We start from the raw sequence: 19,434 nt of genomic DNA, 5'->3' as shown, positions 1-19,434 counted from the left end.
CCTATCAATTCGCCCAGAAAATCTGGATACCCCAGATTGCGTACACAAACACAGCAATAATGACTGCAGACGTAAGCACAAGGCGTAAACCATTAGCTGAAGGTCCCATCTGACGGGTAGTTACATAATCTGTAAACACCTGCCACATGCCAATCCATGCGTGTCCGATAAGTGATAAGATCGCCAACAATGAAAATATTTTCATTGGCACTGTCATCATAAAGCCAGACCATTGCTCGTAAGTGAATCCGCCATTTAGTAGGATCCATCCTAAAACCACAACAGTATAAGCTGCCAGTACCACAGCACTAATACGCTGAATGTACCAGTCGCGAGAACCCGAACCTGTTAATCCTGTAGCACTTTTCATCAGAACATAATCCATACAAAGGCTGCGATGATACCAATCACAGACAGAGCCAATGAAATTGTAGCTGCAGTACGACCACTTTGCAGGCCTTCACCCACACCGATATCAGCAAGCAAGTGCTTAAGACCAGTGAAGAAGTGATAAATCAAACCAGCTACAAATACCCATACGATAAAACGTACGAAGAAACCGCTAAAGATTTCCTGAACTTGAGCAAAACCTTCCGGTGAAGATAATGACTTATCTAAGAGCCATAAAAGAACTGGAACGAGTAAGAATACGATCACACCGGAAATACGGTGCAAAATTGATGCAATAGCCACGGGTGAGCGTAAGTTTACTGCTAACACCTGACCCATGGACAAATTGACAGGTCTGTTGCTTTTCACAGCGGGCATCCTGTAGGTAAAAACTCCAGCTGGAGTTTGTTGGAATTAATTCGAAGGAAAGCTGGCATTGTCAGGCAAGCAAATGCCTAAGACTTATAAACGACATCGAATTATAAAACGTGGTCTGTCAAAATACAAACAATCAACTGGCGCTTTTCTATAAAAATCTCATTAAATAAGAATCATTAACAATAAAATAAGTAATTATAGCTTACCACAGAGCAGAAAAATTCAAGCTAAGTCACTCATTCATTTAAATTAATATACAATTTAACCTGATCGGAAAATATAAAAAGATAAAACAAATGTTTTAGACTAAAGATGAATAAAAGCAAATACTTATATTAATTAATATTTTTATTAAACCTTATGTGCTTTTAAAGTAATTATAGACTGAAATGCTCTTAGAACAATTGATAAAAGCAAACTACACGTTTGCTGACTCCATTATTTATGGCTTAAACAGTCATAATTTAAACTTTTTAAATGCCTTTCTTTGTTTAGAAATGGATAAGCTCAATCGATTATAAAATCCGAAATGACTATTTTATAAACAATTTTAGATTAATTTATGAGTCATTTTTTATACAATCAAACGTTTTTTTCGAAAGTATTTATTTGTTTTTTCTATGACCCATAAAAGTCTTTTAAATCTCACTAAACTAAATAAGTTAAAGGTTTCATCATCTTTTGTCACAATCATGTTTCTCTTAAGAAGGAAATAAAATACATTTTAAGGATAAAAATTTGCTTACATTTACGGCAACCACCCTATTTTTTTCTGCACCTGCCCTGTAATTTGACTTATTATAGCCAGCTGGTGCTGTGATTTTATTCATACTTTCCTTACTTGATTATAATGACTAAACCCATGTGGCCACGTCATTTTTTATCCATAAGTATAATTGACAAAATTTCAGTACTCACTAATCTTAGTAGCAATTTTTGATCCGTCTGGTTCGCATTAAAAGATTAGTAACGAATCAGATAAAATATCCACCAGGACAGGAGATCTATTGAATGTCTGAAGCAACTGGCAAAAAAGCCGTTCTTAAGCTTGATGGCAAAGAAATTGAATTACCAATTTACAGCGGCACATTGGGCCCAGATGTAATCGACGTTAAAGATGTGTTGGCCTCAGGTCACTTTACTTTTGATCCTGGTTTCATGGCGACAGCTTCTTGTGAATCTAAGATCACGTTCATCGATGGTAATAAAGGCATTCTTTTGCACCGCGGCTATCCGATTGATCAGCTGGCAACTAAAGCTGACTATCTTGAAACTTGCTACCTGCTTCTAAATGGTGAACTGCCAACTCCTGAACAAAAAGCAGAGTTCGATGCAAAAGTTCGCAACCACACTATGGTTCATGATCAGGTAAGCCGTTTTTATAATGGTTTCCGCCGTGATGCACACCCGATGGCCATTATGGTAGGTGTGGTTGGTGCGCTGTCTGCGTTCTATCACAACAATCTGGATATTGAAAATGTTGATCACCGTGAAATCACTGCGATCCGCTTGATCTCCAAGATTCCTACACTTGCTGCGTGGAGCTACAAGTACACCATCGGACAGCCTTTCGTTTACCCTCGTAACGATCTGAGCTATGCTGAAAACTTCCTTCACATGATGTTTGCGACTCCGGCTGACCGTGATTATAAAGTTGATCCGATCCTTGCAAAAGCAATGGACCGTATCTTCACGCTGCACGCAGATCATGAACAAAATGCTTCAACGTCTACAGTACGTCTAGCAGGTTCTACTGGCGCTAACCCGTATGCATGTATCGCTGCTGGTATCTCTGCGCTCTGGGGACCAGCTCATGGTGGCGCGAACGAAGCTGTTCTTAAGATGCTTGATGAAATCGGCTCGGTAGAAAACGTTGCTGACTTCATGGAAAAAGTGAAAACTAAAGAAGTTAAACTCATGGGCTTCGGTCATCGAGTTTATAAAAACTTCGATCCACGTGCTAAAGTCATGAAAGAAACTTGTGACGAAGTACTGGGTGCACTTGGCATCAATGATCCACAGCTCGCTTTGGCTATGGAACTTGAACGTATTGCCCTGTCTGATGAATACTTCATTAAACGTAACCTATACCCTAACGTAGATTTCTACTCAGGTATCATCCTTAAAGCGATTGGTATCCCGACTGAAATGTTTACTGTGATCTTTGCACTTGCACGTACCGTAGGCTGGATCAGCCACTGGTTAGAAATGCATTCTGGTCCATACAAAATCGGTCGCCCTCGTCAGCTTTATACTGGCGAAACTCAACGCGACATCGAAGGTCGTTAATTCATCTCAACATGAATTAGACTTCAGGAAGCCACCTCAGGGTGGCTTTTTTTATACTATCTGTTTATTTAAAAAAGGGATGCAGGCTTCATAAGCCGAACACTCCTGCCCTTTGACTCGCCTTAAAAAATAATCCTGTACCATCTGTGCCTGCTGCTCTATACCATATTCAAAAAACTGCTTTCCTTGTTGCAGTATGTATTGATAACGACGGTTAAATACGGCATTACGGATCACGTTCATTCCCTGCTGGTATTGCCAAACGTGAGTAAGTTCATGGATCAGCCAGGACTGTATGGACAATGGAGCCATAGAAAAATCTTCGCGCCAGTCCTGAATGTTAAAATAGATATGACCATTTGGGCTCATTGCATAGTTTTTTAAAATCGCGTGATGAGCAATGATTTCAATATGATCAAGTTTCAAACTGGAGTGAAATACAGAATAGGCTAATTCACGCTCTCCCGGAGTAAGCAAGCGTCTTTTAATAATAAATATATTCGTTAAACGTTTAGCTACATGCTGTAAAAAAAGTGCCATAAACCTTTGCCTGAAATAAGATATTTTATAAGTACATATTTAAATACTAGAATATGTATTTTTTTCGACTACAATACGGCAAAATCTTGTTCTTTTTTCGTTGTATAGCAGACAAGTGTGTTATATCAACCTATTAAATTTTATTTGTTTAATTGTTTTTAATATGTGTACACGAAGTTGGAAAATTATAACTTCTAAATCAACATGTTGTGTATTTTATACCCTATAGAAATAGGATTAGGTGTGAATGAAAAGTTTTAAGATCGCCCTGGCTCAGTTCTCTCCACATACTGGTAACTTTGAACTTAATGCTCAGAAAATGGTTGAGCAGGCAAATGAAGCGAAAAAACAGCGTGCTGATATTATTGTTTTTCCAGAACTGTGCACAGTAGGTTACTCAGCTGAAGATTTATTGTTGCGTCCAAGTCTGAGCAAACGTACACAAAAGGTCTTTGAAATTCTGGGACAAGTTAAAGATATCGTCATGGTATTTGGCTTTGTTAATCAGGCTGAAACCGGGCAGCGATATAACTCGGCTGCTGTGGTTAAAGATGGTCAAGTACTGGGGGTTTATAATAAACAAAACCTGCCGAATTATAGCGTATTTGATGAAAAACGTTATTTTGCTTCTGGTAACCAGCAACTTGTATTTGAATATATGGAACACAAGTTTGCTGTATTGATCTGTGAAGATATCTGGTCAATTAATACAGTACAGCAGCTAACCCAGCTTAAGGCGCAGACCGTATTGGTACTTAACTCTTCGCCATATGAAGTAGGCAAGCCACAGCATCGTATTCAGACCATGCAGCAGCTGGTCAAACAGCTCAATTTTAATCTGGTGTATGTGAACCAGGTATGCGGCCAAGACGATATTATTTTTGATGGGTCAAGTTTTGTATTAAACCCGCAAGGTGAACTGGTTACACGTGCACCTAGCTTTCAAGAATGCCTGCACTACGCCGAATATAGTGCAGATAAAGACGCCTTTATAGTTCAGGAAATCGCACCTGAGCTTGACACTATGGCCGAGATTTATCAGGCGTTGGTAATGGCAACCCGTGACTATATCCAGCGCTCCGGCTTCCCTGGCGTTATTCTCGGGTTATCTGGCGGAATCGACTCTGCCCTGACCTTGGCTATTGCTGTTGATGCGATTGGAGCCGACAAGGTCCAGGCAGTAATGATGCCTTATACTTATACCGCACAAATTTCTGTTGAAGATGCTGCAGCACAGGCCAAGACTATGGGTGTAACTTTTGGCATTGCTGAAATCAATCCGATTGTGAATGGCTTCTTGCAGACTCTATATCCATTCTTTGGAAACAGTCCGGCAGATACGACAGAAGAAAACCTGCAGGCACGTGCCCGTGGCACTTTGCTCATGGCACTATCTAACAAGTTTGGTAATCTGGTTCTATCTACCGGTAACAAGTCTGAAGTAGCTGTAGGTTACTGTACATTGTATGGTGACATGGTAGGTGGTTTTTCGGTATTAAAAGATGTTTATAAAACTATCGTTTTCGAACTGGCCAAATATCGAAACAGTTTAAGTGAAGTACCAGTTATACCTGAACGTGTAATTACCCGTCCACCTTCAGCAGAATTAAGTCCAGATCAGAAAGATCAAGACTCTTTGCCGCCTTATGATATTCTGGATGCAATTCTTTATGCTTATATCGAAGAAGATATGAGTCAGGAAGATATTATTGCCAAAGGATTTGAACGGGCAACCGTCGAGAAGGTAATTAAACTGGTCAACCGTAACGAGTACAAACGCCGACAAGGTGCGATTGGTCCGCGGATCAGCTCACGAGCTTTCGGACGGGATCGACGTTATCCGATAGTAAATGGCTGGAAACCTGGTGTCTAATAATCAAAAGATTTATAAAATCACTCCAAATGAACTTGCTCAAGCACTTTTGCTTGAGCAGGTGAAGTTTTTAAAACAACACTATATTTATTCTAAAGATCATCCAGCTTTAAAAATTTTGATCCAGCAGCTTTATCATTATTCGGAAAAGGTGCAGCTTAAACAGGTAATCAATGTGTCTCAGCTCCATGCTGTGGTACAACGCTACGCCTTTGAAATGAATCTGGGTGCAGAAATACTGGAACTGATCGGAATAATGTCGCAAAAGCTGCATCAGTACGCCCTACAGTCGGATACTGAACTTCAAGATCTTATTTCAGATCAGCAATATCAATTCTGGCTTACAAAGCTCGTCGAGCTGACAAATGTCCGCTTATATTTACGCGACTTATTACTACAGAGTCAGCAGGTAGATGTAGTCTGTCTGCAAATGGCGACTCATATTATTGAAAGCAAGACCCCATGGTTAAACCAGTTACGTCATAGCAAATATAAAGTGCTAGGTATTCAGCAACGGGTTTTACAGTTTATGCAGGAACAGCAGCAGACTATTGAAGCCAAGCTAGAATTCAGGCTCGCGAATATAATTAAAGAACAGCTCAGTGAACTTCTGCTGCTTCCTTCAGAAGATCTATATGATATTGCAATGCATGTATGGCAGGAATTCAAATATAAGAGTCTACAAGACAGTATGTCGCAATTCACTGCAATTGATATAGAAGAGTTCTTTGTATTACTTTATGAATCTTGGCGGGAATTACGTGAAAGTAGCTATTTACAGCAACTGATCCTTGAGGGGGTAAATATTTTTTATCACTACTTCCAGGAACATTCGTTAAAAGAACTGCTGAATGCCGTAGGATTGACCCAGGATGACTTAATGAATGAAGGTTTACGCTTTATTCCATCTGTACTGCAAGCGCTCGATCAAAATGACATACTCGACCCGTTATTGCATCAGCTGTTATCACCATTTTATGCAGCACCGCATACAATAGAGCTCATCCGGCAATATCAGGTAAACTAATAAATATATTGAAGCTTAATTTTTATAAGATTGGGCTGATGATTAATCAAAAATATTCGGCAATAATTTTTAGGCACAAAAAAAGAGACCAGACTGAGAGCCTGGTCTTTTAAAATGGTGGCTATGACGGGACTCGAACCTGTGACCCCAGCATTATGAGTGCTGTGCTCTAACCAACTGAGCTACATAGCCGTAAACTGTGTGCGCATTATCTAAACTTCATTGCCCAGCGTCAAGAACTATCTTTAATGAATGCTCAGTCTTTAAGCAAAAAGATGTGTTTTGCTGAAAAATAATACACATATTTGATTTTACGTAGAAAATAATTTGAGAACCTTATCAGGACACAACATGAAAATTAAAATGATGATCGCCAGTACTGTCTTGTCCGGATTTACAGCCTGCAGTGCGATTAGTCCAATCTTTGTAGATTATAACGGCGTACGTATGGATGTAGCCAAATGGATTAATCACCAGCAATTACTTAGTATGCAGCAAAAGCGCAGCTTGGCACAGCTCAGTCGGGCACAGCAGAAGCTTTATCGAATTGATGAAATTACAGAGAGTCAAAAACTCAGTATTGCCAAGGAGAATCAGATAGCACTGCACTGTGCTAGACAATATTTGAGTGAAAAGAAAATTACACAGCTACAGGAACAGGTCTTTGGCAAAGATCAACGCCAACAGATCTTAAATACATATACAGAAAGGTTTCCACAAATCAAACTGGATACCGGCTCAATAACCTGTGACTAGTAAAGTCCTCTACCCGCTACTCAAACGATAAACACACAGACAAAAAAAGACCACGTTTTAGAGAACGTGGTCTATAAAAATGGTGGCTATGACGAGACTTGAACTTGTGACCCCCGCATTATGAGTGCGGTGCTCTAACCAACTGAGCTACATAGCCGAAAACTGTGCGCGCATTATCTGCATTTATCTTTAGCAGGTCAAGCTTTATTTACAGGAAAATTGTTGAAGTGAGCCTGTAAGCCGGGTTCTGTCGAGGACGGTCATTCCTCTAGGCGTACAATCACTCATACGCTCAAGCGACCTACCCGAATCCAGTACGGGCCGTACCTCAGGATTCCTATTTGGTCTTGCTTCTGGTGGGGTTTGCCATGCCGTATACTGTTACCAGATACGCGGTGCGCTCTTACCGCACCCTTTCACCCTTACCTCACGAATGAGGCGGTCTACTCTCTGCTGCACTTTCCGTCGGCTTACGCCGCCCAGGCGTTACCTGGCACCCTGCCCTATGAAGCCCGGACTTTCCTCCCCTGCTTTAGTCACGAAGACCTCCACAGCAGCGACCGTCCGGCTCACTTCGTCGCGCATAGTATCAAATTTATCTGTTAATTGCTCGCACTTTTTTGAGCAGTCAACATTTTATATTTCTGCATTAGCTCATCTTCTGTTTCCACATGGTTTGGATCATGGGGAATACAGTCAACCGGACAGAACAGCTGGCACTGAGGCTGCTCATGATGTCCGACACACTCAGTACAGAGGTCAGGATGAATTTCATAAATCATCTCCCCCATAAAGATAGCTTCATTGGGACATACGGGCTCGCATACGTCACAATTAATACATTCATCAGTAATATATAAAGACACGCTACCAACCTTGCTGATGTTTACGTTCAAAGGCTTCAACGACTGCCGGGGGTACAAACTTGTTTACATCACCTTTTAAACGAGCAATTTCACGAACCAGTGTCGATGAAATAAAGGAATATTGTTCAGAAGGTGTTAAGAAAACCGCTTCAAACTGAGGGTCTAACTGCCGGTTCATATTAGCCAGCTGAAATTCATACTCAAAATCGGAAATCGCACGCAGTCCACGTAGTACAGCAGTTGCCTTCTGCTCATGAAAGAAATTGACCAGCAGCCCATCAAAACCCACAAACTCGACATTACTTAAATGACTTAAGGAAGCTTTCGCCAGTGCTACACGCTCCTCTAGACTAAATACCGGATTTTTATGATGTCCTATCGCAATGGCAACCACCACTTCATCAAACATCTTGGCTGCACGGGTTACCAGATCAATATGGCCATTAGTAATTGGATCAAAGGTTCCCGGGTAAATAACGCGAGCTTTAGACATCGCTTGATACTCTAATTTATTGTGCAGACCCCTAGTTTAACAAAAACTTGATTTTTTAGCGAAGTATCCCCATCTTTTTGAAAAAACTTTCTCTTGCTGGCACTTTACGGCACAATAAGTACAACTTTGGAATTTAATGATTATGGCGAACGTAAAAGTTGTGAAAAAAAATAATGGTGGAACAATTGCGCAGAATAAACGCGCACGCCACGATTATTTTATTGAAGAAAAGTTTGAAGCCGGCATGTCGTTACAGGGTTGGGAAGTTAAATCATTACGTGCTGGACGTATGAGCCTGACAGAAAGCTATATCCTTTTGAAAAATGGCGAAGCTTATCTGTTTGGTGCCCAGATTCAGCCTTTACTTTCTGCTTCTACCCATATTGTTGCTGAAGCAACCCGTACCCGCAAGCTGCTTTTATCTAAGCGTGAAATCGAGAAATTAATGGGTGCAGTTAACCAGAAAGGTTATACCTGTGTGCCCTTGGCCTGTTATTGGAAAGGACCTTTAGTCAAACTTGAAATCGCGCTGGTTAAAGGTAAACAGCTTCATGATAAGCGTGCAACCGAAAAAGACCGTGACTGGCAGCGCGATAAGGCACGTATCTTCCACAAATAAGTACCCTGCAATGAAAAAACCTCCACAACTGGAGGTTTTTTCATACCGGAAAAATTTACAAATGAGTTTGAAGTAGCGAGCATAAAGGACCTGACTGGTTTATCCTGATGATTGCATAAAAACAAATGTTGCCATACGTCCGGTCTGGGCGTTTCGCCGATATGAAAAATACTGATCAGACTGCTGATATGAGCACTGGTCGCCTCCTAGTACCATCTTTACACCTTGCTGTTGCAGAATATAACGGGCAATTGCATAAAGATCGGCATAATACTTCCCTGAGCGCCCTGATATAAAGGCCGATTCAACTTCCGGATATTTATGACAGAATGCTGCTTTGACCTCTGCACCAATCTCAAAACAGGGCTGACTGATCGCCGCGCCTAACCAGGCCCAACTAGGCCCGTCTTGCATGGTGGCAATAGTATTTTCAATGATACCACCTGCAAGTCCACGCCAACCCGCATGCAAATTGGCAACTTCAGTACCTTGTGCATTTCCCATCACTACAGGCAAGCAGTCTGCTGTCATCATCATCAAGGCATGTGCTCTCTTCTTGGTAATTAAACCATCACCAATAAGAGCTTCGAATGGAAGTGCTTCATTAACCGTATGACAGATCGTGCTATGAGTTTGAGTCATCCATGTGATTTTATCTACACCATAGCCTGCCAGTTCTTCCAGCAAGATCATCCGGTGAGCTTGTACTCGCTGCGTATCATCCTGCACGTGCAAAGCCAGATTAAAGCCCGCAAGTTCCGGTTTTGCTGAAGTTAATGTACTTGGATGCCGGATATGTGTCTGTCCTGCATATACACCTGATGGAAGCCCTGAAACAGACTGCATGTTAAATTTCCCGTGTTAATCAATTAATAAGCAGCATTCTCTTGACGAAGTACTTCAATTAAACGCTTAAAGTCTTCAGGCCACGGCGCCTCAAACATCATATTCTCGCCTGTACGCGGATGAACCAGACCAAGCTTGGCAGCATGTAATGCCTGCCGTTTAAAACTACGCAAAGTATCAGCCAGCTCTTCAGAAGCTCCGGCAGGTACACGTACCCGGCTCATATAGACCGGGTCACCAACCAGGCCATAACCGATATAACTAAAATGGACCCGGATCTGGTGAGTACGACCGGTTTCAAGCTGTGCCTGAACACGGGTAAAGTCTTTAAATCGCTCTTTCACGTTATAGTGAGTAACCGCTTCTTTACCACCCGGTAATATGGCCATTTTAACGCGATCGACAGGATGGCGTTTGATTGGCTCATCGATGGTTCCACCGGCTACAATATTTCCATAAACAACTAAATCATAAATCCGGTAGACAGTCTTTTTTGCCAACTGTTTGCTTAAAGAGAACTGGGCCTCAAGGTTTTTTGCAACCACCAGCAGACCGCTAGTATCTTTATCAATCCGGTGGACCAGTCCGGCACGGGCCAGTTCATTAGATTTCGGATAATGGTAAAGCAGCGCATTGACCAGAGTGCCCGACCCATTTCCTGCACCTGGATGTACGACCATTCCTACAGTTTTATTAATGACAATAATGTCATCATCTTCATAAATAATATCAAGCGGAATATTTTCTGGCTGACTGGCAGTCTGAATTTCCAGCTCTGCCTCAAGCGTAAGCAGCTCATTGCCCTCACACTTGTATTTAGGTTTGACATTGTTACCATTTACTAACAAATGGCCGTCTTTAATCCATTGCTTAAGTTTCTCTCTGGAAAATTCATTCCAGACCAGTGCTGCTGCTTGGTCAATACGCTGCCCGAGATAGCTTTCATCCAATTGAAACTGCAACGATAAACGTGTTGCAGTCGGCTCTGAAGTATGGTTATCTGCATCCTCAGAATCTTCAAGTAAATTGAAATCAGTTTCAGGGAAAGTAGAATTAGAAGATTGTGCTGAAGTCATTTGATCATCGAGACAAAAGTGGTTTAATAGCGCAATTGTAGCTCATTGCCCGATTAACAGAGGAGTTTTTATGTCGCTACCACGTTATAAAGTTACGATGCTTGCTTTATCTTTAGGCATGGCATCTGCATTAGTGGGCTGTAGCAGCAATCCAAAAAAAGAAGTTGTCGATACTGGCCCACAGTCAAGCGAACAGGTTTATTTCAATAAAGCCGAACGTGCGCTTGAACGTGGTCAATATTCTGATGCTGCAAAACAGCTAGAGGCACTAGACACCTACTTCCCGACCGGACAATATGCGCAGCAAGCACAACTTGAGCTGCTTTACGTTAAATTCCAGCAAAAAGATTATGAAGGGGCAATTGCTCTGGCTGAACGTTTTATCCGTTTAAATCCACAGCACCCTAATGTTGACTACGCTTATTACGTACGTGGTGTAGCCAACATGGAACAGAATTATGATGGCTTGCTGCGTTATACTTCTTTGCAGCAATCACACCGTGATGTTAGCTATTTGAAGGTAGCTTACCAGAACTTTGTTGATTTTATTCGTCGCTATCCAAGCAGTGAGTATGCAGTAGATGCTGCACAGCGCATGAAGTTTATTGGTCAGGAACTGGCTGAAAATGAAATGAACGTAGCACGCTATAATCTAAAGCGTAAAGCTTGGGTTGCCGCTCTGGAGCGGGCGCAGTGGGTAGTTGAACACTACCCGCAGACTCCTCAAATTCCAGAAGCTCTAGCTACCATGGCTTACGCTTATGACAAGCTGGGCGATCAGGCTTCATCACAGCAGTATGTAGAGGTCTTAAAACTAAACTATCCAGAACTGGTGCGTAGTAATGGCAGTGTAAACCTGCGTGCCGCCCGCAGGGATGCCAGCCTGCTTAACCGCGCCACACTGGGAATTTTTGGCCGTGAAGCCAAAAACAGTACTGCAAGTGAAGTATCGCAGGAAACCTCTAGTTATTCTTCAGAAGAACGTAGCTGGCTCAACCGTCTGAGCTTAGGTATGCTCGGTAAATCTGAAAATGGACAGCAACATACACCAATGCTTGCCAAACCACCGGCTGATATAGCTACAGAAACTCCAAACGAATAATCTCGACCAGATGGTCGCTTTTTTCGGGGGAGAAAGTTAAAATACTTTCCCCCTTCTCTTTTTCAGTAAAGACGGCTAAATTCTGTACAGGACTGTTTAGTTCAAGTGATAGCAACTGAATAGTGCTTAAAGCAAGACTTCAGGTCAGCGTTTTTATGGTTAAAGTATATAAAATAATGGCTTTTTCTTATGGCAATTCCACAGCATACGATTGATCAGATCCTGGATCGTACTGATATTGTTGATCTGATTGGCCAACGCGTAAAACTTAAAAAAACCGGACGGACTTATTCTGGCTGTTGTCCTTTTCATCAGGAAAAGTCACCCTCTTTCCATGTCTACCGTGACAAGCAGTATTACCACTGCTTTGGCTGTCAGGCCAATGGTAATGCCATACGTTTTTTAATGGATATCGACAGCCGTAATTTTGTTGATGTTATGAAAGACCTGGCAAGCCAGACTGGTATTGAACTGCCAAAAGACAATCAGGACAATAAGCGCCTGTCCTATAAACGTGAAATCAAAAAAGTTAGCAAGCCGGTTCAGGCTCCTGCCGCGCAGGCTAAAGAACAGATCCAGTCTCCTATCACAAATACACCTTATACTCCGATTGATCCTTTCGCTGAATTTCAGAGTTTTGATCCGTTTGAACAATTTGAAAATGTGACAGATGTGCCTGTACAGGAAGGTAACCTGTATGACCTGCTAGAAAATATTGCTCAGTTTTATGAACAGCAGTTACCTAAAAGTCAAAGTGCACAATTTTACTTTAAACAGCGAGGTTTAAGCCAAGATACAGTCCAGTTCTGGCGCTTGGGCTATGCACCAGAGGACTGGCAGCATCTGGAAAAGGCATTCCCCTATGATATTGAAGGTCTGAAACAGCTAGGGCTGATTCGCTCTAGTGAGAGCGGTCGTGACTTTGACTTACTTCGTGACCGGGTCATTTTCCCAATCCGGGACAGTAAGGGCCGTGTAGTCGGTTTTGGGGGGCGTGCATTAAATGATGAGATCAAACCCAAATATATTAACTCGCCAGATTCTGAAGTCTTCCATAAGAATCAGTTATTGTACGGCCTTTACGAAGGTCGCAAGCAAAAAGCTCAAGACTGGTTAATAGTCGAAGGCTATATGGATGTTATCGCATTGTAGCAATACGGGATTAGCGGTGCAGTAGCAACTCTTGGAACAGCCAGCAATACTGAACATCTTAATATTTTATTCAGACAGAATAACCGGATTACGATTGCCTTTGATGGGGATGCTGCAGGTCAAAAGGCAGCCCGGCGAACACTGGAAATTGCCCTGCCTTTATTAAATGATGGCCGTGAACTGAAATTTTTTGTTTTACCCGACCAGCATGATCCCGATTCTCTGATCCGTCGTGAAGGACTGGAAAATTTTCAGCGTTTACTTGAACAGGCCCCCCTGTTATCCGATTTTGTATTTGCACATCTCACGCAACAGCGAGATGTTTCTTCACCTGAGGGTAAAAGTCAGGTAATGGGCGAGCTCAGGGAGCTTACCGACCTGTTACCTAAACAGGGATCATTTCGCTATCTGCTCACTCAGTCATTTAAAGAAAAGCTCGGCCTAGGCAAGCGTTTTACTCCGAAACTTAGTAATGATGCATCACTCTCTTTTAATATCCGCACCAAGGATGAAGATTTCGCCATCGCTATGCTGATACGGCATCCTTATCTGTATATTCACTTTGAAACTCTGCGTGCTTTTATTCATCCGGATGAATTACTGGCACAAATACTGGCAATATTAGACAAAATCTTTGATGAACTACCGGATGATCAGGAACTGGCTGTCTATTATGTGCTTGGCGCGTGCAGTATGTATTGTCATGCGGTTGCGGATATTTTACAGCGTACCAATATTGAAAGCTTGATTCCGGCACCAGAAATGGCAGACAAGCTTGCTAAAGAATATGCCTTGGGCCTGCAGGAAAAATACTTAAAACAGAAACTAAAATCACCCATTTCACTTATTGAATCACGCAATCTGCGGCAGCAACTCAATGAACTGACCAAGAAAATTAGCTTAAGATTATTGCATTCATAAGGTTTAAGCTGTTTTCAAATTATTTTTTAAGTTTACGCTGATGGTCAAATATCCCCTGCAAACCGTCCTGTAACCACTCAAAGTATGAGGGATCTTCTTCCTGAGCTGCCTGCTTTAGCAAAATTGAAGTCGGATGTAATAATTTCTGAGTGAGACGATGGGAAAAGTTTTGCAGGACTTCAGCTGCATCTTTTCCGGCCTGCAAATGCTCCAGCGCCAACCGCAACTCATATTCAGTCAAGTGTTGGCCCTGTTCACGATAAGCAGCGATAGTACTGCCAGCCTGCTGGACCTTTTGATGGGTAATAAGCTGGGTCGCCAGCTGGTTAACCATAATTTCAGCTTCAACCGCAGCCTGACGTCGCTGGGCAAGGTTCTCGTCAATAACACTTTGCAGGTCATCAACGCCATACAGATATACACCATCTAGTGACGCGACTTTTGGCTCAATATCACGCGGAACAGCCAGGTCTACCATTAACATCTGTTGGTAGCGCCGTTTTTTTAATGCTGTTTTCACATCACGATAAGAAATTACCTGATACAGACTGCCTGTACAGCTTGAGATTACATCAGCACGGTACAAGTTACTGGCCAGTTCCGAAAATTCCAGAATCTCGACCTCTACCTGATGAGCAATCTCCTGCGCCAGGTTCTCTGCTCGCTCGCGACTACGGTTACAGATCAGGATTTTACCTACACCCATTTCAGCCAGGTGTTTAGCTACTAAACTGTTCATCTCTCCAGCAGCCACTACCATTACAGTCAACTCTTGTGGCTGGCTAAAGACCTGCAGGGCAAGCTGAGCAACTGCATAACCCATAGAGACTGCATGACTACCTACAGCAGTTTCTGAGCGTACACGTTTAGCTGCATAGAAGGCATATTCAAAAATGCGGTTTAGTGCCGGTGAAACCATATGGGCTTCTTTTGCAATCGATAGTGCCTGTTTTACTTGACCCAGAATTTGCGGTTCACCCAGCATTAAAGAGTCTAAACCGCTGGCAACACGCATCAAGTGAGTAATCGCCTGAGCGTCTTCATAACGGTAAGTATGTTTGATGAGCTGATTGACATCTAAACCATTTGCATGGGCGAGCCAGTCCAATACCATATCAGCATGCTCTGCCATGGCATAGACTTCTGTTCGGTTACAGGTCGAGACCACCACCATATCATTCAAGACAGGATGCTGACTTTGCTCGGCAAATAAAGCGTTTAACCGCTCAGGGTTAAAAGCGATCTGTTCTCGCAACTCTACAGAAGCAGTTTGATGGTTGACCCCTAATGCAAAGAAAGACATATCAGATCATCATTTCACTAAATTTATGTTATTGTGCAACATCGGTGTCATAAAAAGCATTAGCTGGATCAATAAAAATTGCGTCAAATCAATAGCCGACTATCCGGCATGACTATACGGCGATATTCTACCACAGTCTTACTGGTAGGTAGCATAGCCTCGACCGCTCATCTTAGGGCATCGGGCGATATTTATCATGAAAATCCTAACTATAATGCCTTAAAACAAAGCATGATTGCCGAATTTGCACTCGCTTACGATGATATTCCTACTGCGTTGCATAACTATACTGTACTGGCCATTAAAAGTAATTCAACCACTATCAAACAGCGTGCCCTGAATGTTGCCCTCGAACAGAATGATCTGAAAGCAGCCTTAGACATCGCGACACACTGGGTGGTTCAGGAACCTCAAGATGTTCCGGCTTTATTTTATCTGGCCCATATTTCTCTGAAAGCGCATGAATATGAGCTTGCCGCCGATACCCTGAATAAAATTCTTAATATTGATCCAAATGCTGATCTGGAACAGATTCTGGCAGGGATTGCCCCAGAGCTTCCAGAAGATCGCGAGATACTTTTAAATGCCTTACGTAGCAGTAAGGAAAAAAATAATCCTTCTATTCTGGTTTTAATCGCTGGCCTGGAAGCACAAAATGGTCAGCTAGAGCAGGCTTTAGTGACTATCAATCAGGCACTGCGCAAGCGGCCCAAAGTGACTGGTTTTATTCTGATGAAGGCCAACCTGTTAATGGCTCAGAATGACCAGCTAGCAGCCCAGCAATGGCTGGAAAAATCAAGCCGTAAACAGAAATATAATTTAGATATCCGGCTGGCAGAGGTCCGCTTTCTGGTCAAATCCAATCAGGCCGAATCAGCCTTAAAAAAGCTTCAAGGTATTTTAAAACAGTGGCCAGATGCTGAAGAAGCATTATTTATTGCCGGATTAACCAGTATTGACCTCAAACAATATGAGCAGGCAGAAAAATATCTGGTAGAGCTACGTTATTCTGATCAGTATCAGAATGAGGCCTATTACTATTTGGCAGTAAATGCCGAGCGGAAACAGCATTACGAAACAGCGAAAGCTTATTATCGTCTGGTGGACGGTAGTCTATACACTGTATCACGACGGAATCTGGTCACTATTTTTGAAAAGCAAAACCAGCTGAATGATGCCTTGCGTTTTCTTACTCAGGAACGTGTCAATTATCCACAGCATGCCAGTTTTTTATACCAGGTTCAGGCAGAAATCTTGAAAAAGACGGGAAATAAAAAAGCAGCGCTAGCCTTACTTGATGAAGCAGTCAAAAACCTGCCAGATGACCCGGAGCTGATCTATGCCCAAGTCTTATTGCTTGATCCTTTTCAAGACCGGGAAAAACTGGACCAGACACTCAAACATTTGCTGGAAATAGAACCAAACAGTCCAACTTACCTGAATGCATATGCTTACACTCTCGCTCTGCAAAACCGGCGTCTAAATGAAGCGCGCCAGTATGCAGAGCATGCACTTGAGTATGCTCCGGAACAAGCCTCAATACTCGACACACTCGGGTACGTCTGCATATTGCAAAATGATTATGATACTGCCGTCCGGGTACTGGCCAAGGCCTACAGTCTAAGTCAGAACCTGAAAATTGGTGTACGCTACGCTAAAGCACTTTATATGCAGGGTTCACTCACAAAATTTAGTGAAGTGTTAAAACAGCTTAAACAAAAATATCATAATGATCCGCAATTGGATCAGTTAGATGCGTTATTGTTACCTCAACAATTTAAACAGAGTTAAACTTTTATGCGTTCTTTTTCTAAACTGGGACTCGCTTTGTGCGCTACGGCAACTCTGGCTTTTACCGGCTGTCAGCAATATACACAACCTCAAAATCCGGTTAACACCCAGCCAGAAAACAATCAATTTAATCTACAGGGAAAAATTGGGGTAAAAACTCCCAAGCAGTCAGGGAGTGCATTTTTTAACTGGGAACAGCAGCAGGATAATTTTGATATTGAACTGACGGGAATCTTAGGCGTAGGCAAAACACAAATTGAAGGCCGTCCGGGAGAAGTCACGCTGAATAGTGCAAAGACAGGCCTGATTCGCGCAACAACACCTGAAGAGCTACTGGAGCGTGCTACTGGATGGCAGGCACCGATTACTCACCTCGTACACTGGGTCCAAGGCAGACCGGCAAGCTTGAATGCTAAAATTAAAAAAGATGAACAGCAACGGATCAGTACCATTCAGGAACAGGACTGGAATGTCGAATTAAGCTATAATGGCAATGCCCAACAACCTAGTAAACTGATTTTAAAACAGTCACTTGCTGATGGCCAAGAAAACCGTATTACAATGCTGATCCAGAATCGCTAATCTGTTTTCAGCTGTGGTATTTAGTATGATCCGAGTTCCTTCACCCGCTAAACTTAATCTGTTTTTACATATTACAGGTCGTCGTGAAAATGGCTACCATGAGTTACAGAGTATTTTTCAACTAATTGACCTATATGACTGGCTGGAATTTGAAGTCAACATGACTGGAAAAATTCACATTGAAGGTTTAGGTAACGTACAGCTTGAACAGAATTTAATCTACAAAGCTGCATTATTACTTAAATCACACACTAAAAATTCTTCTGGTGTACAGATCAAAATTGAGAAAAATATTCCAATGGGTGCAGGATTAGGTGGAGGATCATCCAATGCTGCCACTACACTGATTATATTAAATCAGCTCTGGGATTGCGGTTTAACAATTGAACAGTTGGCTGAATATGGTGCACATCTTGGTGCGGATGTACCTATTTTTGTATATGGTCACAATGCTTGGGCAGAAGGAATCGGAGAACAGTTAAGTTTCATTAACTTAGAACCGAAACAATACATAGTGCTCAAACCTGACTGTTTTATCAGCACTCAACTGCTTTTTTCACAAAAAACATTGACAAGAAATACGAAGCCCACTACATTTTGCGCCTATCAGTTAAAGCCATCTGCTTTCGGAAATAACTTTGAGCCACTGGCCAGAAGTTTATATCCAGAGGTTGATGAAGCCATGCGTTATCTCGATCAATTCGGTACTGCACGGCTTACAGGTACAGGTGCTTGTGTTTTCACTGAACTGACTTCTGACATGAAGCCAGACGATATTTTAAAGAATGCACCATGTAAAGCTTACCTGGTTCATAGTTTAGATGAGTCTCCATTGTGTCAGTTGAAAGTAAATTGATAGGGGCGTCGCCAAGTGGTAAGGCAGCGGGTTTTGATCTCGCCATCCGTTGGTTCGAATCCAGCCGCCCCTGCCATCAATTTTACCTGTAGATGTTTGTATTAGGGGCGTCGCCAAGTGGTAAGGCAGCGGGTTTTGATCTCGCCATCCGTTGGTTCGAATCCAGCCGCCCCTGCCATCAATACAATCATCCATTTTAGGGGCGTCGCCAAGTGGTAAGGCAGCGGGTTTTGATCTCGCCATCCGTTGGTTCGAATCCAGCCGCCCCTGCCATTTTCCTGTAAAAAGATAGAACGTTCATTTGCAAGTTCGTGTTAATTTACCTTGACATAACCATGCAAAAATATTAAAGTTCTGCCGCATTAGGGGTATCGCCAAGTGGTAAGGCAGCGGGTTTTGATCCCGCCATTCGTTGGTTCGAATCCAGCTACCCCTGCCATCTCATTCCATACATGCCAACCGCCAAGGGTGCTTCATGCCCAATCTTGTCGTTTTTAGTGGAAACGCTCATCCACAATTCGCTCAAAAAGTCGTAAGCCATTTACACATTCCGTTGGGAGCTGCTTCTGTAGGC

Annotated in this window: 17 protein-coding genes, 6 tRNA genes, 1 other RNA gene and 2 pseudogenes; 15 read left to right on the top strand and 11 right to left on the bottom strand. The window is 42.4% G+C overall.

What is annotated here, in order from left to right; translation table 11 throughout:
* Positions 1 to 4 precede the first annotated feature (4 nt).
* Positions 5 to 370: a succinate dehydrogenase, hydrophobic membrane anchor protein gene (sdhD, locus tag J502_RS11085; RefSeq protein ID WP_005015742.1), complete on the bottom strand. Its 366-nt coding sequence runs from the start codon at positions 368 to 370 to the stop codon at positions 5 to 7.
* Entirely contained in the window at positions 370 to 768 is a 399-nt protein-coding gene (sdhC, locus tag J502_RS11080; protein ID WP_005404293.1) for a succinate dehydrogenase, cytochrome b556 subunit, read from the bottom strand. The genes sdhD and sdhC overlap by 1 nt, the downstream gene beginning before the upstream one ends.
* Before the next feature lie 1,011 nt (positions 769 to 1,779).
* Between sdhC and gltA the strand changes: the two genes are divergently transcribed.
* Entirely contained in the window at positions 1,780 to 3,057 is a 1,278-nt protein-coding gene (gene gltA / locus J502_RS11075) for a citrate synthase (protein ID WP_005015746.1), read from the top strand.
* Between the two features lie 51 nt (positions 3,058 to 3,108).
* On the opposite strand, the gene J502_RS11070 is transcribed toward gltA, so the two are convergent.
* Positions 3,109 to 3,597, bottom strand: coding sequence for a hypothetical protein (locus J502_RS11070; RefSeq protein ID WP_005025006.1), 489 nt, complete (start codon positions 3,595 to 3,597; stop codon positions 3,109 to 3,111).
* Between the two features lie 247 nt (positions 3,598 to 3,844).
* On the opposite strand from J502_RS11070, the gene J502_RS11065 reads away from it, so the two are divergent.
* Together J502_RS11065 and J502_RS11060 are read left to right on the top strand one after the other, a co-directional pair.
* Positions 3,845 to 5,470 (top strand): NAD+ synthase, encoded by a 1,626-nt coding sequence (locus tag J502_RS11065; protein WP_034671184.1) that lies wholly within the window; start codon positions 3,845 to 3,847, stop codon positions 5,468 to 5,470.
* Positions 5,463 to 6,497, top strand: coding sequence for a hypothetical protein (locus J502_RS11060; RefSeq protein ID WP_249301570.1), 1,035 nt, complete (start codon positions 5,463 to 5,465; stop codon positions 6,495 to 6,497). Before J502_RS11065 ends, J502_RS11060 begins: the two co-directional genes overlap by 8 nt.
* 115 nt (positions 6,498 to 6,612) lie before the next feature.
* Here the strand turns inward: J502_RS11060 and J502_RS11055 are convergent.
* A tRNA-Met gene (locus tag J502_RS11055) sits at positions 6,613 to 6,689 on the bottom strand.
* Between the two features lie 159 nt (positions 6,690 to 6,848).
* Here J502_RS11055 and J502_RS11050 point away from each other — a divergent pair.
* Complete coding sequence (locus J502_RS11050; RefSeq protein WP_005025002.1) at positions 6,849 to 7,253, top strand: hypothetical protein; 405 nt, start codon at positions 6,849 to 6,851, stop codon at positions 7,251 to 7,253.
* 80 nt (positions 7,254 to 7,333) lie between these two features.
* Here J502_RS11050 and J502_RS11045 read toward each other — a convergent pair.
* From J502_RS11045 to coaD, 4 genes are all read right to left on the bottom strand, one after another.
* Positions 7,334 to 7,410 (bottom strand) — tRNA-Met (locus tag J502_RS11045).
* A gap of 63 nt (positions 7,411 to 7,473) precedes the next feature.
* Positions 7,474 to 7,829: RNase P RNA component class A (rnpB, locus tag J502_RS16380), an RNA gene on the bottom strand.
* A gap of 26 nt (positions 7,830 to 7,855) precedes the next feature.
* Entirely contained in the window at positions 7,856 to 8,119 is a 264-nt protein-coding gene (locus tag J502_RS11040) for a YfhL family 4Fe-4S dicluster ferredoxin (RefSeq protein ID WP_005015756.1), read from the bottom strand.
* Between the two features lies 1 nt (position 8,120).
* Positions 8,121 to 8,612 (bottom strand): pantetheine-phosphate adenylyltransferase, encoded by a 492-nt coding sequence (gene coaD, locus J502_RS11035; protein ID WP_005025000.1) that lies wholly within the window; start codon positions 8,610 to 8,612, stop codon positions 8,121 to 8,123.
* A 142-nt stretch (positions 8,613 to 8,754) separates the two neighbouring features.
* Between coaD and smpB the strand changes: the two genes are divergently transcribed.
* Positions 8,755 to 9,231 (top strand): SsrA-binding protein SmpB, encoded by a 477-nt coding sequence (smpB, locus tag J502_RS11030; RefSeq protein ID WP_005404295.1) that lies wholly within the window; start codon positions 8,755 to 8,757, stop codon positions 9,229 to 9,231.
* A 99-nt stretch (positions 9,232 to 9,330) separates the two neighbouring features.
* Here the strand turns inward: smpB and pgeF are convergent, their stop codons facing one another.
* The gene (pgeF, locus tag J502_RS11025) at positions 9,331 to 10,077 is read right to left on the bottom strand and encodes a peptidoglycan editing factor PgeF (protein WP_034684132.1); all 747 of its coding nucleotides are present in this window, start codon (positions 10,075 to 10,077) and stop codon (positions 9,331 to 9,333) included.
* Positions 10,078 to 10,100: 23 nt separating this feature from the next.
* The gene (gene rluD, locus J502_RS11020) at positions 10,101 to 11,153 is read right to left on the bottom strand and encodes a 23S rRNA pseudouridine(1911/1915/1917) synthase RluD (protein ID WP_005024995.1); all 1,053 of its coding nucleotides are present in this window, start codon (positions 11,151 to 11,153) and stop codon (positions 10,101 to 10,103) included.
* Between the two features lie 70 nt (positions 11,154 to 11,223).
* On the opposite strand from rluD, the gene J502_RS11015 reads away from it, so the two are divergent.
* Positions 11,224 to 12,255: an outer membrane protein assembly factor BamD gene (locus J502_RS11015; protein WP_034684131.1), complete on the top strand. Its 1,032-nt coding sequence runs from the start codon at positions 11,224 to 11,226 to the stop codon at positions 12,253 to 12,255.
* Between the two features lie 189 nt (positions 12,256 to 12,444).
* A pseudogene (locus J502_RS11010) lies at positions 12,445 to 14,328 on the top strand (DNA primase).
* Between the two features lie 19 nt (positions 14,329 to 14,347).
* On the opposite strand, the gene hemA reads toward J502_RS11010, so the two are convergent.
* Positions 14,348 to 15,631 (bottom strand): glutamyl-tRNA reductase, encoded by a 1,284-nt coding sequence (gene hemA / locus J502_RS11005; RefSeq protein ID WP_005015775.1) that lies wholly within the window; start codon positions 15,629 to 15,631, stop codon positions 14,348 to 14,350.
* Between the two features lie 108 nt (positions 15,632 to 15,739).
* On the opposite strand from hemA, the gene J502_RS11000 reads away from it, so the two are divergent.
* The 8 genes and pseudogenes from J502_RS11000 to J502_RS16840 form a co-directional block, all read left to right on the top strand.
* The gene (locus J502_RS11000; RefSeq protein ID WP_171072019.1) at positions 15,740 to 17,422 is read left to right on the top strand and encodes a tetratricopeptide repeat protein; all 1,683 of its coding nucleotides are present in this window, start codon (positions 15,740 to 15,742) and stop codon (positions 17,420 to 17,422) included.
* A 6-nt stretch (positions 17,423 to 17,428) separates the two neighbouring features.
* Entirely contained in the window at positions 17,429 to 18,004 is a 576-nt protein-coding gene (gene lolB, locus J502_RS10995; protein WP_005015779.1) for a lipoprotein insertase outer membrane protein LolB, read from the top strand.
* Between the two features lie 25 nt (positions 18,005 to 18,029).
* A complete protein-coding gene (gene ispE, locus J502_RS10990; RefSeq protein WP_005015782.1) occupies positions 18,030 to 18,860 on the top strand; it encodes a 4-(cytidine 5'-diphospho)-2-C-methyl-D-erythritol kinase in 831 nt (276 codons plus the stop codon).
* A 1-nt stretch (position 18,861) separates the two neighbouring features.
* Positions 18,862 to 18,936: transfer RNA gene (locus J502_RS10985), tRNA-Gln, on the top strand.
* Between the two features lie 27 nt (positions 18,937 to 18,963).
* Positions 18,964 to 19,038: transfer RNA gene (locus J502_RS10980), tRNA-Gln, on the top strand.
* A gap of 20 nt (positions 19,039 to 19,058) precedes the next feature.
* Positions 19,059 to 19,133 (top strand) — tRNA-Gln (locus tag J502_RS10975).
* 91 nt (positions 19,134 to 19,224) lie between these two features.
* A tRNA-Gln gene (locus tag J502_RS10970) sits at positions 19,225 to 19,299 on the top strand.
* A gap of 36 nt (positions 19,300 to 19,335) precedes the next feature.
* Positions 19,336 to 19,434: pseudogene (locus J502_RS16840) on the top strand (ribose-phosphate pyrophosphokinase); the annotation flags it as partial.

It is taken from the genome of Acinetobacter sp. 1294596, assembly GCF_000582925.1.
Taxonomy (GTDB): domain Bacteria; phylum Pseudomonadota; class Gammaproteobacteria; order Pseudomonadales; family Moraxellaceae; genus Acinetobacter; species Acinetobacter radioresistens.
This window is presented reverse-complemented; position numbering and strand designations above follow the sequence as displayed.

Excerpts from the sequence above, each read along its gene's own strand:
- sdhD (WP_005015742.1), bottom strand. The coding sequence starts at position 370 with ATGAAAAGTGCTACAGGATTAACAGGTTCGGGTTCTCGCGACTGGTAC.
- sdhC (WP_005404293.1), bottom strand. The coding sequence starts at position 768 with ATGCCCGCTGTGAAAAGCAACAGACCTGTCAATTTGTCCATGGGTCAG.
- gltA (WP_005015746.1), top strand. The coding sequence starts at position 1,780 with ATGTCTGAAGCAACTGGCAAAAAAGCCGTTCTTAAGCTTGATGGCAAA.
- J502_RS11070 (WP_005025006.1), bottom strand. The coding sequence starts at position 3,597 with ATGGCACTTTTTTTACAGCATGTAGCTAAACGTTTAACGAATATATTT.
- J502_RS11065 (WP_034671184.1), top strand. The coding sequence starts at position 3,845 with ATGAAAAGTTTTAAGATCGCCCTGGCTCAGTTCTCTCCACATACTGGT.
- J502_RS11050 (WP_005025002.1), top strand. The coding sequence starts at position 6,849 with ATGAAAATTAAAATGATGATCGCCAGTACTGTCTTGTCCGGATTTACA.
- coaD (WP_005025000.1), bottom strand. The coding sequence starts at position 8,612 with ATGTCTAAAGCTCGCGTTATTTACCCGGGAACCTTTGATCCAATTACT.
- smpB (WP_005404295.1), top strand. The coding sequence starts at position 8,755 with ATGGCGAACGTAAAAGTTGTGAAAAAAAATAATGGTGGAACAATTGCG.
- pgeF (WP_034684132.1), bottom strand. The coding sequence starts at position 10,077 with ATGCAGTCTGTTTCAGGGCTTCCATCAGGTGTATATGCAGGACAGACA.
- rluD (WP_005024995.1), bottom strand. The coding sequence starts at position 11,153 with ATGACTTCAGCACAATCTTCTAATTCTACTTTCCCTGAAACTGATTTC.
- J502_RS11015 (WP_034684131.1), top strand. The coding sequence starts at position 11,224 with ATGTCGCTACCACGTTATAAAGTTACGATGCTTGCTTTATCTTTAGGC.
- hemA (WP_005015775.1), bottom strand. The coding sequence starts at position 15,631 with ATGTCTTTCTTTGCATTAGGGGTCAACCATCAAACTGCTTCTGTAGAG.
- J502_RS11000 (WP_171072019.1), top strand. The coding sequence starts at position 15,740 with ATGACTATACGGCGATATTCTACCACAGTCTTACTGGTAGGTAGCATA.
- lolB (WP_005015779.1), top strand. The coding sequence starts at position 17,429 with ATGCGTTCTTTTTCTAAACTGGGACTCGCTTTGTGCGCTACGGCAACT.
- ispE (WP_005015782.1), top strand. The coding sequence starts at position 18,030 with ATGATCCGAGTTCCTTCACCCGCTAAACTTAATCTGTTTTTACATATT.